Annotated in this window: 13 protein-coding genes; all 13 read right to left on the bottom strand. The window is 53.7% G+C overall.

Going from position 1 to position 12,658, the window contains the following annotated elements; genetic code table 11:
- Nucleotides 1-214 precede the first annotated feature (214 nt).
- Nucleotides 215-565 carry a hypothetical protein gene (locus tag LBO03_04630; protein MDR3348875.1) on the bottom strand — a complete coding sequence of 117 codons (351 nt, stop codon included), beginning with the start codon at nucleotides 563-565 and terminating at the stop codon, nucleotides 215-217.
- Nucleotides 562-993, bottom strand: coding sequence for a flagellar export chaperone FliS (gene fliS, locus LBO03_04625; GenBank protein MDR3348874.1), 432 nt, complete (start codon nucleotides 991-993; stop codon nucleotides 562-564). Before fliS ends, LBO03_04630 begins: the two co-directional genes overlap by 4 nt.
- A gap of 50 nt (nucleotides 994-1,043) precedes the next feature.
- On the bottom strand, nucleotides 1,044-2,618 hold the full coding sequence (gene fliD, locus LBO03_04620) for a flagellar filament capping protein FliD (protein MDR3348873.1): 1,575 nt from the start codon (nucleotides 2,616-2,618) through the stop codon (nucleotides 1,044-1,046).
- Between the two features lie 44 nt (nucleotides 2,619-2,662).
- Nucleotides 2,663-3,136: a flagellar protein FlaG gene (locus LBO03_04615; GenBank protein MDR3348872.1), complete on the bottom strand. Its 474-nt coding sequence runs from the start codon at nucleotides 3,134-3,136 to the stop codon at nucleotides 2,663-2,665.
- Between the two features lie 98 nt (nucleotides 3,137-3,234).
- Nucleotides 3,235-4,920, bottom strand: coding sequence for a hypothetical protein (locus tag LBO03_04610; protein ID MDR3348871.1), 1,686 nt, complete (start codon nucleotides 4,918-4,920; stop codon nucleotides 3,235-3,237).
- A gap of 33 nt (nucleotides 4,921-4,953) precedes the next feature.
- Complete coding sequence (locus LBO03_04605) at nucleotides 4,954-5,925, bottom strand: GNAT family N-acetyltransferase (GenBank protein ID MDR3348870.1); 972 nt, start codon at nucleotides 5,923-5,925, stop codon at nucleotides 4,954-4,956.
- A complete protein-coding gene (locus tag LBO03_04600) occupies nucleotides 5,913-6,125 on the bottom strand; it encodes a hypothetical protein (protein MDR3348869.1) in 213 nt (70 codons plus the stop codon). Before LBO03_04600 ends, LBO03_04605 begins: the two co-directional genes overlap by 13 nt.
- A complete protein-coding gene (locus tag LBO03_04595) occupies nucleotides 6,125-7,126 on the bottom strand; it encodes a hypothetical protein (GenBank protein ID MDR3348868.1) in 1,002 nt (333 codons plus the stop codon). The genes LBO03_04600 and LBO03_04595 overlap by 1 nt, the downstream gene beginning before the upstream one ends.
- Before the next feature lie 21 nt (nucleotides 7,127-7,147).
- The gene (locus tag LBO03_04590; GenBank protein ID MDR3348867.1) at nucleotides 7,148-8,170 is read right to left on the bottom strand and encodes a Gfo/Idh/MocA family oxidoreductase; all 1,023 of its coding nucleotides are present in this window, start codon (nucleotides 8,168-8,170) and stop codon (nucleotides 7,148-7,150) included.
- Nucleotides 8,171-8,192: 22 nt separating this feature from the next.
- A complete protein-coding gene (locus LBO03_04585; protein ID MDR3348866.1) occupies nucleotides 8,193-9,509 on the bottom strand; it encodes a DegT/DnrJ/EryC1/StrS family aminotransferase in 1,317 nt (438 codons plus the stop codon).
- An 83-nt stretch (nucleotides 9,510-9,592) separates the two neighbouring features.
- Complete coding sequence (gene pseI, locus LBO03_04580) at nucleotides 9,593-10,630, bottom strand: pseudaminic acid synthase (protein ID MDR3348865.1); 1,038 nt, start codon at nucleotides 10,628-10,630, stop codon at nucleotides 9,593-9,595.
- Between the two features lie 47 nt (nucleotides 10,631-10,677).
- Entirely contained in the window at nucleotides 10,678-11,751 is a 1,074-nt protein-coding gene (gene pseG / locus LBO03_04575) for a UDP-2,4-diacetamido-2,4,6-trideoxy-beta-L-altropyranose hydrolase (protein ID MDR3348864.1), read from the bottom strand.
- Between the two features lie 11 nt (nucleotides 11,752-11,762).
- Nucleotides 11,763-12,470: a pseudaminic acid cytidylyltransferase gene (gene pseF / locus LBO03_04570; protein MDR3348863.1), complete on the bottom strand. Its 708-nt coding sequence runs from the start codon at nucleotides 12,468-12,470 to the stop codon at nucleotides 11,763-11,765.
- Nucleotides 12,471-12,658 lie beyond the last annotated feature (188 nt).

Genomic DNA, 12,658 nt, shown 5'->3' with positions numbered 1-12,658 from the left:
CCGGCAGGCAAAAAATAAGGGTTCAATACACAAAGCGGCAGAATAGGGGGCTCCCCCATTCTGCCCTTTCAACAAACGTCCGCTTTGGCGGCGGACTGTCCCGCCGCCCTCGACCCAACACTAAGGCCGCTAAGCCAGAAGCTGGAGCCTGCCCCGCGCAAGGCCCCGGCATTCGGCGCCAATCCCCCGCCCAACGCGGCGCCCGTTTGTCAAGCTAACGCCGGCCGCTGTCAAAGCGGATGCCAACGCCCGCACTTTCTTCGCTGATTCCCTCATAGGCGGAAAATATTTCAAAGTTCTTCTGCAAAAGATTGCGCGACCGAATCAATTTGGAGTAAAGTTCCTTGTCCATTTCGGCTATCCGCCGGATCAAAGCCTGCCCGTCCGCGCCGCTGACATAGCTTTGCGTATCCGGAGTTTCTTTGATAATGGCGGACAGCGTTTCCCTCTGCTTTAAAATATCCTCAAAAAGCGCCATGTCGTCCACGCAAGTAAATTTATGCAATTCCTCGCTTAAAAATAGGTAGTCCCGCCAAAGCGCCTCCATGCTTTTTTGTTCGGTCATACGCTTATGGAATCTCCGACAACTTTCTGGCTTGGCGGCGTAGGCCCCTTAGAGCCTTGCTCGCGGGCGATCTTCATGGCATCGATCCAACCGTCGCGGATGTTGGTGATAACCACCTTGGCGTTGGCTATATATTGCGCGTCTTTTTTTAAGTTGGCCTGCAAAAGTTGATGGTTTGCATACTCATAAAGCCTGTAGAGATCTTTGGAAATGGGATAGTCCATATTGAGCACGGACATCAGCTCGCTGACTATGTCCTGCGCCTTGACACACGCGTTGTGCGCCGCCTGGATGTCTTTGTCGCCTATCGCGGCCGCCGCGCTGTTCATGAATTTGAGGCAGCCGTTGTAAAGCATAAGTATAAGTTTTTCCGGCGTGGCTGTCAGTATTTGCTGCTGTTTGTAAACCTTCGCGCTTTCCGGAGTCATGCTCACTGTGATTTCATCCTTTCAGTTCTCCTTTTTCTTTCAGGAACTACTTACTTGCTGCCGCCGCTCGCGCCCAAAAAATTAGTCAAACTGTCCTGCTGGCTCTGCAACTGCTTGAGAAGGCTTTCCATGGCGTCGTATTGTTTGTAGTATGTTTGCATTTGTGCGTTCATGCGATCAATTTTGGCGTTCATCGCTTTGTTGTTGCTGAGTATCTTTTTGGACAGGGTGCTGGTTTGATCCTTGTCCCCCGCGGCGGAGCCCGCTTCGTCGTTTATCTTGTCAAGGGCGGTTTTCAGCTGATCGTAGAGTTTGTCGGCAACCCCGTCCGTTGGCTTGCCCTGCGCGTCAACGCCGCCGGTGAATATTTTGTAAACCGCCTCGGGATCGTCCTCGATCGCCGCCCTTAACTTATCGTCGTCCACTTCCAAGCGCCCGTTGGTGGAATAACCGCCCGTCTTCAGTCCGAGGGAAAAAAGCGAGTCATATTTGCCCCCCGTCGCCGTTGTCGTAACGCCAAGCGTGCTGGGGGAGCTGCTGTCATATTTTGCGCCCAGCCCTTTTACAGAGGTATAGATGGTGGCGCGCAGATCGCTGACAATCCTTTGCAAAATGGAATCATTGCGCAAAATGCCTTTTTTGGCGTTGGCATCCCACTCTTTTATCTGCTCGGCGGTCATTGCCTTTTTCTGCTCGGTGGTCAGCGGCTTGTAAGAGGACTGCTTCTGTTCCAGCATAGTGCTGTTTAGCGCGTCCAGAAGGGTATTGTACATCTCGACAAAATCCTTGACCGACTTAAAGATGCCCTCGGTGTCGTTTTTCACGGTTACGGTCAGGGTTTTGGAAGGATCGGCTTCTTTAAGGCTGTAGGTTATGCCGGAAATAGTAAACTCGTTGGACGCTTGCTTGAGGCCGGATATGCCGTCAAGATCAAATTCCGCATCGCTGCCCTGGATAATATCCAAATCGGTGCCATTATTCGGCAATTTCAGGGCGTTCATCAAAAAATCTTTGCCGGTGCCGGCTGTGCCGGTAAAATCAATCTTCGCCGCCTCGCCGGTTTCGTTGGAGCTGATGAAGAAACGGTCGGTATTGGCGTCATAGCTGGCGGTAACGCCCGCGCCGGAATTGTTGATCTTTTTTACTAGCTCGTTCAGGCTTTGGGTAGGATCAACCGATACGGACTTGCCGTTAATAGTTATGTCAATAACGCTGGTGTAGATGGCGTCTCCCGAACCATCGCGGAACTGGCTTTCAATCGAAGCCTTGTTGCTGCTGGATCCCATAGCGGACTGGCTGCCGGCCTGGGCGCCTGACGCCAGCTTTTTTACCGTTATGGTATGCGTGCCGGCCGGCGCCTCGCCGTTCGCCTTGACCGTCAAAGCCGATTCATTGCTGCTGGCGGCGCTTTTCAGCAAAGTCGCGCCGCTTAGCTTATAATTATAGACCTTGTTCCTGAACTCCTCGATCTTTTTGTATACCTCGGTATACCGTTCCTTTTTCCAAGTCATCAGCTGGGTGTTTTGCCCCATGCGATCTATCTGCAACTGCAAATGAGCCACTTGTGCTTTCACCAGCGACTCGGTATCAAATCCGGACATTATGCCGTCAATGCGCGTTGCCACTCTAACATCCCCCTATTTATTTAATTTGCCCGCCGCTTCCGGCCTTAGGCCTTTTTGTCAATCATCGTGCCAATATATTTTCTTATGTTGGCTATCATATTAAGATATTCTTCCGGCGGAAATTCCTTGAGCACTTTATGGCTTTTCAGATCGACAAACTTCACAATCAAAAAGGAAGTGTCCTTGTGCACCTCAAACTGCAGCTCGGCGTTCCATTGCGCCATGAACTTATTGAGCGTCTCGGTTATGGCGGAAATTTTATTTTCGTCATTGGCGATTTCTTCGTATTTGGCTTTTTGCTCATCCGCAAAAACGCCGGCCTTTTCCTTTTCGACAGGATTCTGCGCTGTTTTTGCGTCTTTTTCCACAATCTTGTCCTTGTTTTCCGCTTTGGGCAGCTTAACTGACCTCTGCGGAGAAACAGCTTCCCTTTTCCTTTCGGTAGCTTTCGGTGCACTGACAACATTGGCATAGCGTCCCTGCGCAGCAACTGAATTGTCAATAGAGTAACTTCCCATGTTAATACACCTCTATATGCAGATTTATCCAATATACTAATATATCGTAAAAAAAGAGGGGAAACTTTAGGGTGTTTAACAAAAATTCGTAAAAAAATTTAAAACTTCCCCTGGGACAGGACAAAAATTTTGCGCAAAATTTCTTCCTGATTGATATTTTCCGGCGTCAGGGTTTCGCCCAGATTGATTATTTCCGCGCCGCGCCGCCGGTAAAGGGCGGCCTGCCCGTCCGAAAGCGCGTCCGCGTCCAGGCAGATGCGCCCGCCGGCCGGCAAGGGCAAATATTCTCCCCGCAAAGGCACGCAGACCGTTTTTATATATCTGCCCAAAATATCGGCCGCCACCGACAAATCGGAAAGGTTCAAAATCAGGGACGGCTTAAGATGTTCCGCCAATTCCGCTATGCCGTCTATCCCCGCCGTGTTGGGCATGGGCATGATCATCTGCCCGTAGGGGATGATTGTCTCTTCGTAATTTATCCTGTTGTCATTCGCGTATTTTGTCATAATGACCCCGTGCGAAGGGTCGAAATAAAGCAGGCTGCCGCTGGTGGTCAAAAATTCGCAGGTGTTGAGCAGGCAAACATTCTTTTTAAGTGAGGCTATGAGGAAACGGCACAGCTCCAGGGAAAATTTGCTGAGCGGATGCGCGTAATTTAAAAACTGCCCCACAAGCACCAATACGCAGTCCGGATCGGCCTCTATTTTGGCCAGCTCCCGCAATTCGCCGCAAGACAGCTTTTCCAGCTCGGCGCTGACCCCGGCCAATACCTCCGCTTCCAGCGAAAAAATATCCCCTTCGCTTTCCGCGCGGTCGATAATCTGGATCTGCCGGTTTTGGCAAAGAATATAATATTTGTTCTGCGCGGTCAGTTGGTCGCTGGCAAGGCAAACCTCCAGCAAATATTTATAGACCGCGCCCGTCTTGCGCGATTGCAGCAAAAACGACAGGGCGTATATCTGCGCGTACAAACCGTACCCTTCGCCCATAACCGCGACAAGGGCGGCGCAATACTTTTGCCTGACCGCGCCGCCGGTCAGCATGTCGGCCTGCAGCATGGAGAAAAGTTTATGCCCGACCTCCCGGCGCCGCATGACCCTCTCCGCGTTGCGAAAGATTAGCTCCAGAATGTCTTCCGCCTGCTTAAGCAGCTTTTTGTCCAACTCCACCGGCGTAACTATGTCGGAAAATTTTGTCTGCGCGTCTACGGCCTGGCCGTCCAGATCGATGTAATTGGCACCGGCGATCATCGGCTCAAGCAAATAGCACTCTTGCCCGTGGCGGTAAATGTTTTGCCGCGGGCGGCTGTTTTCCGGCTCTTGCGCCGCGAAGAAGCCCTCAATCCCTTCCAGCCTGGCGCCGTAAAAATCATCCCCGCCCACGGCGTTAAGATCGCTGACAAATATAGGCTTGCGCAGATTTTCCTCCGCTTTTGCCGGCTCGCCGAGCAAGGCCAAGTACACGCCTTCCAGCCCGGCCGCGTAATCGTCCGCCCCGGCGCCCGCCCAAAAGACAAAGTGCCGGAAAGTCTGCTGGAAAACGCGGTAGCAAAGTTTGAAAAAATCCCTGTTGTCCGCGAGAAAGAAGTAGTCGTTTTCGTCCGCGCCGTCTTGCCAAACCTGCTGCAGCAGGCCGAGCAGACTATGCGGCATGAGCCCTTTGCCAAGCGCGTCGCCGAACGAATGAACTTCAAAGCCCGCTGTCACCGCCCGGGCGGAAAAATCCTCAAAAGCGCGCTGGCCGCTGAAACTTTCGCCAAAACATAACAGGATTTTTTTCTTCACCAAATACAGCCTCCAATTTTTGGCCGCAAATTATCAGCAATTTAACTTTGCGATATAATACGGCATCAGTTCCCCGCCGAAACTTAGCTTGAAATCGCCGCGCAAAGGGCTGTTGACACCGACAAAGTCAAATTTTTTCAGCCCCATGCCATGCGCCAGCTTCATGCTTTCAATTATTAAAAAGGTTCCCGCGTTATAAAAGCGATAATCAGGATGATTTGCCCCGAAGAGATAATAGGCGCTGTTTTTGTCATAAAGCATGACTATGGCGCTAATCCTCTTTCCTTCGGCGGTTTGCGCGTAGCGCAGCACTGCCTGCCCGCTTTCAAGGACAAAGCGCAAAAGCCGCTCCGTCAAAAGCATGATGCCGCCGTCCAGCTCTACCCCCTGCCGCTCAAAGGTCAGCCGGTAAAGCAGCAAAAAATCGCCTATATCGCCGCAGCCTTCGGCCGCTTCATACGACAAAGCGTATCTGCCGGCGTTTTGCCTATAAGAATATTTGCGGTTGTCGCCTAACCCGGAAAATATTTCAGCAAAGCCGGAAACATCCTTTACTGCGGTATAAGCTATGCCGATGTCATATTTCCCGTTCCCGGGCGCATCATAATTATACCAAGAAACGCCCCTCATGTCCGTTACATTGTAATGGCAGGAAAAACAAATTTTTTCGCGTTTTTCCGATACATGCCCGACCAGGGCGGTTGTCGCGGCAAGCCGGTCTTTATAGCGTTTATAGGCCCTCTCGCCTTCCCGCGGCGGCAAGAACAAAAAACCGTTGTACGGCGCGTAAGGAACTGTCCCGCCGCTTACGCCGGAAGCGTTTACCGGCAGGCAAAGCCCCCCCAATATTTTGCCGCCTCTTGCGGCGACGAACTTTTCGCCGGCGAAGCCGACCGCCGCCAAATACCCGTCGCTGCTGAAAGGAGTGCTTTCTAGGGAATTGGCGCATAAATACTGCCAGCGCGGATCGTCCGCCGCGACCGGCTCGACCATTATCTCTTCCATTTTAAGTCCGCCAAGTGGCTCAGCCCGCAGCCAAAATCCAGCACGGAAGCGTTGTTGAGATCGCCTATTTGCGCGAGAACTTCAAACCGGGCGCGCTGGCTTTCCCGCGTCCAGTGCACCCCTTCCGAAGAATCGCCGAATTTTCCCAAGGCATGTAAATATTGTTCGTTAACATGGTCCTGATCTTCGCTCTTATACATCAAAAGGCCTCCCGCCCGCCCAGGCTTTCCGCAAACGCGGCTACGCGGACGGCCGAGCGGCCGTCCAGCCAAACAAGTTCTTTTTTATGTTCCTCTATAAATTTATCATCAAGCGGGCGGACAGTCAACAGTTCCCGGCGCAGCCCTTCGTAGTCTCCAACCGGCCTGGTCAGGCCAAGTTTGTTGGTTACGCAGCCATCGGGGGCGGCAAGGCGCGGCTGATAGCTTATGGTCTTTGCCCCCATGAGCGCGGAATGTAAAAGCGCCATGGAACTCATGCCGACCACCCACTCATATTCCGGCAGCAGGGCAGAAAAATCGCCTTGCGCCTCCATATCTTGAAAAGCGCTCTTAAATTCGACGCTGTCCTTAGGGTGAAATTTCACTCTGAGCGCCAAGCCTGAAGCGGCGGCAAGTTGACAAAGGTCAGACAGCGCGTCAAATTCCGTGTAGCCGAGTGTTTTGCCGTACAGTACGGACAGGGGCTGAGAAACAAACAGCACGCGCCCTTTGTTTTCCCGCGCGCGAGGGCGGGGCGCGCTTACATACCGGTCAAGGCCGGGCTGCCCTAACACCGCTATTATCGATGGCGGCACGCCGTCGGCTATGGCCTCTTTCTTCGCCAAATCGTCCATCACGGCATAGTAGTCGGGATAACGGACGGAAGACCCAAACTCAAAGCGCGCCCGGTAATTTGACCAATAGTCCAAAACCGCCAGGGTTTTGATTCCCCGCTCTTGGCAAAAAGCGCGCGCGCGGTTTTCCAATTGGCTGCCCCAGCTCGTGCCGGTAACGAGCGCGACGATCTCCCGGGCCGCCGCCAGATCCTCTATCCGCGCCGCTATGTCGGCTTCGTCGGCCGCATGTTCGCGGTTCAGCGCGCCGGCCGGCCCGGCGCAATAAAAGGCGGCCGGCCGGCCTTTTGCCAAAAAGCGCGCGAAAACCGGCTGCACGGCTTCGCAGCCGCCCGGGTCATGCGCCAGGAAAATCGTCTTTTTCATGCCGCCGAATCTTTCCTTCTTTCACCGCAATTGGGCAACGCTTTCCCGCCGGCTGCCATTTTTATACGATCTTTCGAGCGCTTCCGCCACTAAAAGCGGATATACGGCATCGCCAAAACGGCAGGCCGGTTCATCCGCCCCCCGCAAAACGCCGGCCAAATTGGCCACGGCGCCGGCGATAAGCGACTCTTCATTAAAAAGCCCTTCGTCGCGGCGGCAAAGGCTGAGCTGGCTGAAGCCGGAAAAAAGGGCGTGCTCTTTGACCAAGTAATAAAAAACGTCATTGCCGCTGTTTCTGAACTCAATTTTGCCCTTGGCAAAATACAGGTCTATTTCAAAAATGTAATATTGCCTGTCGTCAAAAGCTTCGGCAACCCCTTTTGCCCCGCTTTCCGTTTCAAACAGGAAAGAAAAAGACGGGTCGCCGTCTTTTTCCGCGCTCGTTTGCACTTTATCGGCAATCAGTACGCTTTTTATTTCCCCCGCCCACAAGCGCAGCAAATCAAACAAATGAGCGCCCGTGTTATATACGCCCCTTGTATAGCGAGCGGCTATCTTTTGCAGCCGCCCGAACTCTTCCTTCTTTATGCTTTCGGCTATTTTACCAAGGCCAAGGCTCCAGCGCCGCGAAATATTCGGCACCAGCAAAGCCCCTCCCGCCGCCAGCAGGGATTTCAACCGGGCGGCTTCTTCGGTGTTTTTGACCAAAGGTTTCTCGCAAAAAATAACCTTTGGCTGCGCGTTGCGCAAAATAAACTCTATGTTTTCAAGGTGAAGCCCGGGCGGGGTGCATACGCTGACAACATCCAAAGCGGGATTTTCGGCTATCAGTTTTTCCATATCGGCGTAAAAATTGACCGGCCCCGCCAGTTTACGCAGCAACCCCTCCCGCTCCGGCTTAGGGTCAGCCGCGCCGACAAGGGAAAAATCCCCGTTAAGCATGTAAGCCAGCACGTGCGAGGAAGGGCGCTTTCTGCCCGGGTCAAAATCATAGGTCAGGCCGATTTGCCCCAGCCCGATTACCGCCGCTTTAAAGCGTGCCATCGTTTCCTCCTGAAAGCATGGGCTAAGTTTGCGCGCCCGGCGGCAAAGCCTTCTCATAAGCCGCCAAAGCGTCCCTGTTTTCCCATGTTTTGCCCACCGCCAGCAAAAATTCGTCGATATGTTCTTCATTAAAGGGTACGCGGCAGGTATCGGCCGTCAGCAAAATCTCATATTGCAGTTTTTCCGTAACCGGGCAAAGGCCCTTCTTATATTCCTGCGTAGGTTTAGGGATAAAGGCGAAAGGATAAGCAGTGTTGTTGTAGACTTTCTTATGCTGATAAATGTTCATAAGGTAAATAGGTTTCACATAACCCTCCGCCAGGGGCATCCCCTCCGCCTTGACGGCTTGGGCGAAAGTATGCCGCGAAACGCCCCAGGCGGTTTTGTCGAAGTTAAAGGGATAGACATAATAGGCGTGCGAAAAATCCTTTGGCACATATACGCCCGAAAGCCCCGGAAATTCCCGCAAACCTGCGGAAAGCCGCGCCGCCAAATCCCGCCGGCTCTTTAGAAAACCATCCAATTTTTTCAGCTGTTCTATGCCGATCGCGGCGTGCAGCTCGGTCATGCGGTAATTGGAACCGAGCGCTACCCTCTCCGCATCCCCTGTGTCGTCCAAAGCCACTTCCCCGTGATTCCTGACCAAGCGGCAGCGGTAGGCCAGTTCCTCGTTGTCGGTCAGTATTATGCCGCCCTCGCCGCTATGGATAATTTTGTGGTAATTAAGGCTGAAAACACGCAGGTCGCCGAACGGCCCCTCGTTGCCGCCAATGCCGGAACCCGGCGCCTGGGCGTGATCCTCTATGAGCCAGAGGCCATGCTTTTTTGCCGTTTCCCTTATTTTGACAAGATCGGACGGCAGGCCGAAAATATTTACTGCCAGCACCGCTTTGCTGTAAGGGGAAAGCCATTTTTCTATCTCGTCCGGCCTGATATTGTAAGTTTGTTCGTCAATATCAAGAAAAATGGGTACGGCGTTGTTCATCAGGATGGAGGACGCGGTCGCGGACATGGTATAGGGGGAAGTCATCACTTCGTCCCCGGGGCCTATGCCGCAGGCCGCCACCGCCGCATGCAAGGCCGTCGTGGCCGAGTTGAAGGAAACGGCGTATTTGGCCTTGAAACGCTTGGCGAAAGCGCTCTCTATTTCCAGCACTTTCGGCCCGCCCAGAAAACCCGCCCCCGCTTTGCCTAGGAAAGCGGAAAGCACGCCGGAACGCATTACGGAAACAACGGCTTCTTCTTCTTCTTTGCCCATCGTATTTGTCCACGGCACAGCCTTTTCCCGGATAGGAGTTCCGCCCAGCAAGGCCGGTTTCTCTTTTTTTCTGTCTCTCATGTGTTCATTCCGCCTTTTTTCGTGAGGGTCGCAGGCGCTGTCCGCCCACATTTAACGCTGCAAGAGATGCCGGCGCGCGGCGCTCAGAAAACGTCCCAGCTTACGGGCGTGCCGCGCTTGAGGTCGCGAGCCGCTTTCCTCCCTATTATTATATCGTAATATTTGGGCGGCAGCCCAAGCCCCGGCCTCACGGAACGCATATTTTTTTCCGTGATGGGCTCCCCTTTTTTCACGTCTTCCGTGATATAAAGGCTGCGCCGGGACAACAGGGATTTTTTTTCCTGTTCCGATGCCTCGTAGCTTACTTGCCCCAGGGCCTGCCAGGCATTTTTACTCTCCCGCGCCAGCTGCCCCAGTTCCGCCGGTTCCATGGAAAAAGCCGCATCCACGCCGCCATCGTCTCTTGACAAGGTAAAATGTTTTTCAATTATGACCGCCCCCAAAGCCACGGCGGCGACAGCGGCGCCAATTCCCATAGTATGGTCGGAAATCCCCGTCTCGCACCGGAACAATTCCCTCATGTGGGGAATTGTCAGCAGGTTGCTCCCTTTGGGCGTAGCCGGGTAATTGCTGGTGCATTTTAGCAGCACCAGTTCCGGGCAGCCGTTTTCCCTGGCAGCCTGCGCCATTTCCGCAAGCTCCGCCACGCCGGCCATGCCGGTGGATGCGATGATCGGCTTGCCGGTGCGGGCGATTTTCCTGATAAGGGGCAGGTCGATGTTCTCGAAGGAGGCGATTTTATAAAAAGGAACGTTCAATCCTTCAAGAAAATCTACCGCCGTAAAATCAAACGGCGTGCTGAAAGCGCAAAGGCCAAGCTCCCGGCAACGCTCGAAAATCGGCCGGTGCCACTCCCAAGGCGTGTATGCCTGCCGGTACAGCTGGTAGAGGGATTGCCCGCGCCACAGGTTATCCGCGTCGGAGATGAAAAACTCTCCCTCGTCTATATCCAGCGTAAGGGTGTCGGCGGTATAGGTTTGCAGTTTAACCGCGTCCGCCCCGGCTTTTTTGGCCGCTTCCACTATCTCCAGCGCCCGCGCCAGCGAATGATTGTGGTTGCCGGACATCTCGGCTACGATAAAAGGCGCCCGTCCCCGATGGAAAAAATTTTTGTGTGTCATTTTATCTCCTTTTGCCGCGTTGCGGCAAAATACCGCCGCACCACCGATTAGGCGCGCAAAATAGCTTCTTTGAGAAAGTGGGCGCCCGACCCTATAGTGCGGGCTGACTTTAAGGCGGCTTGGCTCATGCGCAGAAGGCGCTCGGGCTCGCGCTTGTAGCGCAGGATGGCTTCCCGCCAGGTTGTCGCCGCAACGTCGGCGCTTTTGCCAAGATACTCCGCAAAGCCCAAAGCAGCGAACATTTTAACTCCGGTTTCCTGGTTGTCCGCAGTCGAAACTATCAAGGACGGCAACCCCAAGAAACAGCGTTCCACGGTAGCCAGCCCGCCAGCGCCTATGGCCAGGTCGGCTTCGTTCGCCAAAGCGGCCATGTAATCTATTTGGCAATGAAACTTCGCCCACGGCAGCCTCGCGCAAAGCTCTCCAATCTCGTCTTTTCTTTCGTTGCCGCCGCCGACTACTACATCAGCCGTAAAGCCCGGCGCGCCTTCCATGGCCAGCAGGACTTTTCCTGTCTCGCCGCTATAGTCGCCGCCGCCGAAAAATATGAGCGCGTTGCGCAATTTTCCCGTGCGGCGGCGAAGGTTTTGCCTGGCAAGATAAAATTCTTCCCGCAAAACCGCGTACTCCGGCCCAAGGAACTGCCGGCAGCCGGCGGGCGTAAGGCCGCCGTATTTTTGCGCCAGCCCCGGCTCGAAACTTTGGTTGGCCAGAATGTCGCAGTCATGCGGCTTGTCCGCCAAATCGTCGATGACTATGATTTTCCCGGCATAGGGGCGCAATTTTCTTTCCCATTCCAGGCCAAGGGAGTAATGATCGACTATAAGGCAGTCCGCTTTTTCCCTCAGGGCTTGTTGTGTTTCCGCAGCGTCCGTATCCGAGGGCACGGCCAGCCATTTTTCATATCCCGTCAGCGCCGGGTTTTCGCCATGAAAAGGCAAAAGCTTCAAGCCAAACCCCCTGTTTTCGGCCAAAGACGCGACATTGCCCGGCAGGTCGCGGCAGATAAAGGTTATCGCCGCCTCTTTTTTCAGCGTTTCCGCCAGCGCTATGCAGCGCATCAGATGCCCGCCGCCGATCAGCGGCGAAGAATCAGTCCTAAAAACTATACTTTGTTTCATGCTCCGGCGCTTTATTGGTCAAAAAATTCCGGCCTGTTTTCCCGCAAAAGCCGGTACTTCATTTCCGCCAGCGCCCAATCCTCCATATTGTCTATGTCCTGTACCAACAGCTCTTCAAGCACAAAAGGCACGATCGTGGGAAAGGGTTCTTTCGCTAAAATATATTCCGACTTATGAAAATAAAATTGCCCGGCATCATGGTAAAACGGCTGCAAATCCTGTGAACGGCTGTTCTTGTACTCCGGCCATTTATAAACAAGATGGCCCGCCTCGTCCAAAACAAAAGCGCGCTGCGGCGGGAAAGAGAACTTGACCACCGGCGTAAGGCAGTCGGCCCCGCTTTCTATAAATTTTTCCATGCAAGCGCGCAAAGCGCCGGGCGTAACAAAAGGCGCGGTCGGATACAGGCAGCACAGCCGGCCAAAATGCGACCCGCGCTTGGCATACTCTGTCATCACTTCGTATAACACGTCAAACGTCGTCGCGTAGTCGTCGGAAGTTCTCTCGCTGCGCATAAAAGGCACGTCCGCGCCGTATTTTAGCGCCACATCAGCAATTTCCGCATCGTTCGTGGACACCATCACTTGGTCAAACAAGCCGCTGTTTAAAGCGGCCTTAATGGGATAGGCGATGATCGGCTGCCCCAAAAAATCCTTGATGTTTTTCCGCGGTATGCGTTTGCTGCCGCCGCGCGCGGTGACAATGGCAACCGTCTTCATATTCTTTCCCTCCTGCCGCGCGGCGGCGAAAACCCGCCGTGCGCCTCCATAAATTCCCGCGTTTCTTTGTTCACTTCAATTTCTCTATTTCCTCGCGCGTCAGGCCGGTAATGCTCATGATGTTTTCCGCCGGCATCCCGATTTTCAGCGCGTTCCGCGCAACGTTGGTTATCCCCTCGGTCAGTCCC

Source organism: Acidaminococcales bacterium, assembly GCA_031290885.1.
Classification (GTDB): Bacteria; Bacillota; Negativicutes; order Acidaminococcales; family JAISLQ01; genus JAISLQ01.
Note: the sequence above shows the minus strand (reverse complement) of the source record. Positions and strands in the feature narration are given on the sequence as shown.

Bases quoted from the DNA above. Each gene is read 5' to 3' on its own strand.
- LBO03_04590 (MDR3348867.1), bottom strand. From the start codon at position 8,170: ATGGCACGCTTTAAAGCGGCGGTAATCGGGCTGGGGCAAATCGGCCTG.
- pseI (MDR3348865.1), bottom strand. From the start codon at position 10,630: ATGACACACAAAAATTTTTTCCATCGGGGACGGGCGCCTTTTATCGTA.
- LBO03_04605 (MDR3348870.1), bottom strand. From the start codon at position 5,925: ATGGAAGAGATAATGGTCGAGCCGGTCGCGGCGGACGATCCGCGCTGG.
- LBO03_04585 (MDR3348866.1), bottom strand. From the start codon at position 9,509: ATGAGAGACAGAAAAAAAGAGAAACCGGCCTTGCTGGGCGGAACTCCT.
- LBO03_04595 (MDR3348868.1), bottom strand. From the start codon at position 7,126: ATGAAAAAGACGATTTTCCTGGCGCATGACCCGGGCGGCTGCGAAGCC.
- LBO03_04630 (MDR3348875.1), bottom strand. From the start codon at position 565: ATGACCGAACAAAAAAGCATGGAGGCGCTTTGGCGGGACTACCTATTT.
- fliS (MDR3348874.1), bottom strand. From the start codon at position 993: ATGACTCCGGAAAGCGCGAAGGTTTACAAACAGCAGCAAATACTGACA.
- pseF (MDR3348863.1), bottom strand. From the start codon at position 12,470: ATGAAGACGGTTGCCATTGTCACCGCGCGCGGCGGCAGCAAACGCATA.
- LBO03_04600 (MDR3348869.1), bottom strand. From the start codon at position 6,125: ATGTATAAGAGCGAAGATCAGGACCATGTTAACGAACAATATTTACAT.
- LBO03_04615 (MDR3348872.1), bottom strand. From the start codon at position 3,136: ATGGGAAGTTACTCTATTGACAATTCAGTTGCTGCGCAGGGACGCTAT.
- pseG (MDR3348864.1), bottom strand. From the start codon at position 11,751: ATGAAACAAAGTATAGTTTTTAGGACTGATTCTTCGCCGCTGATCGGC.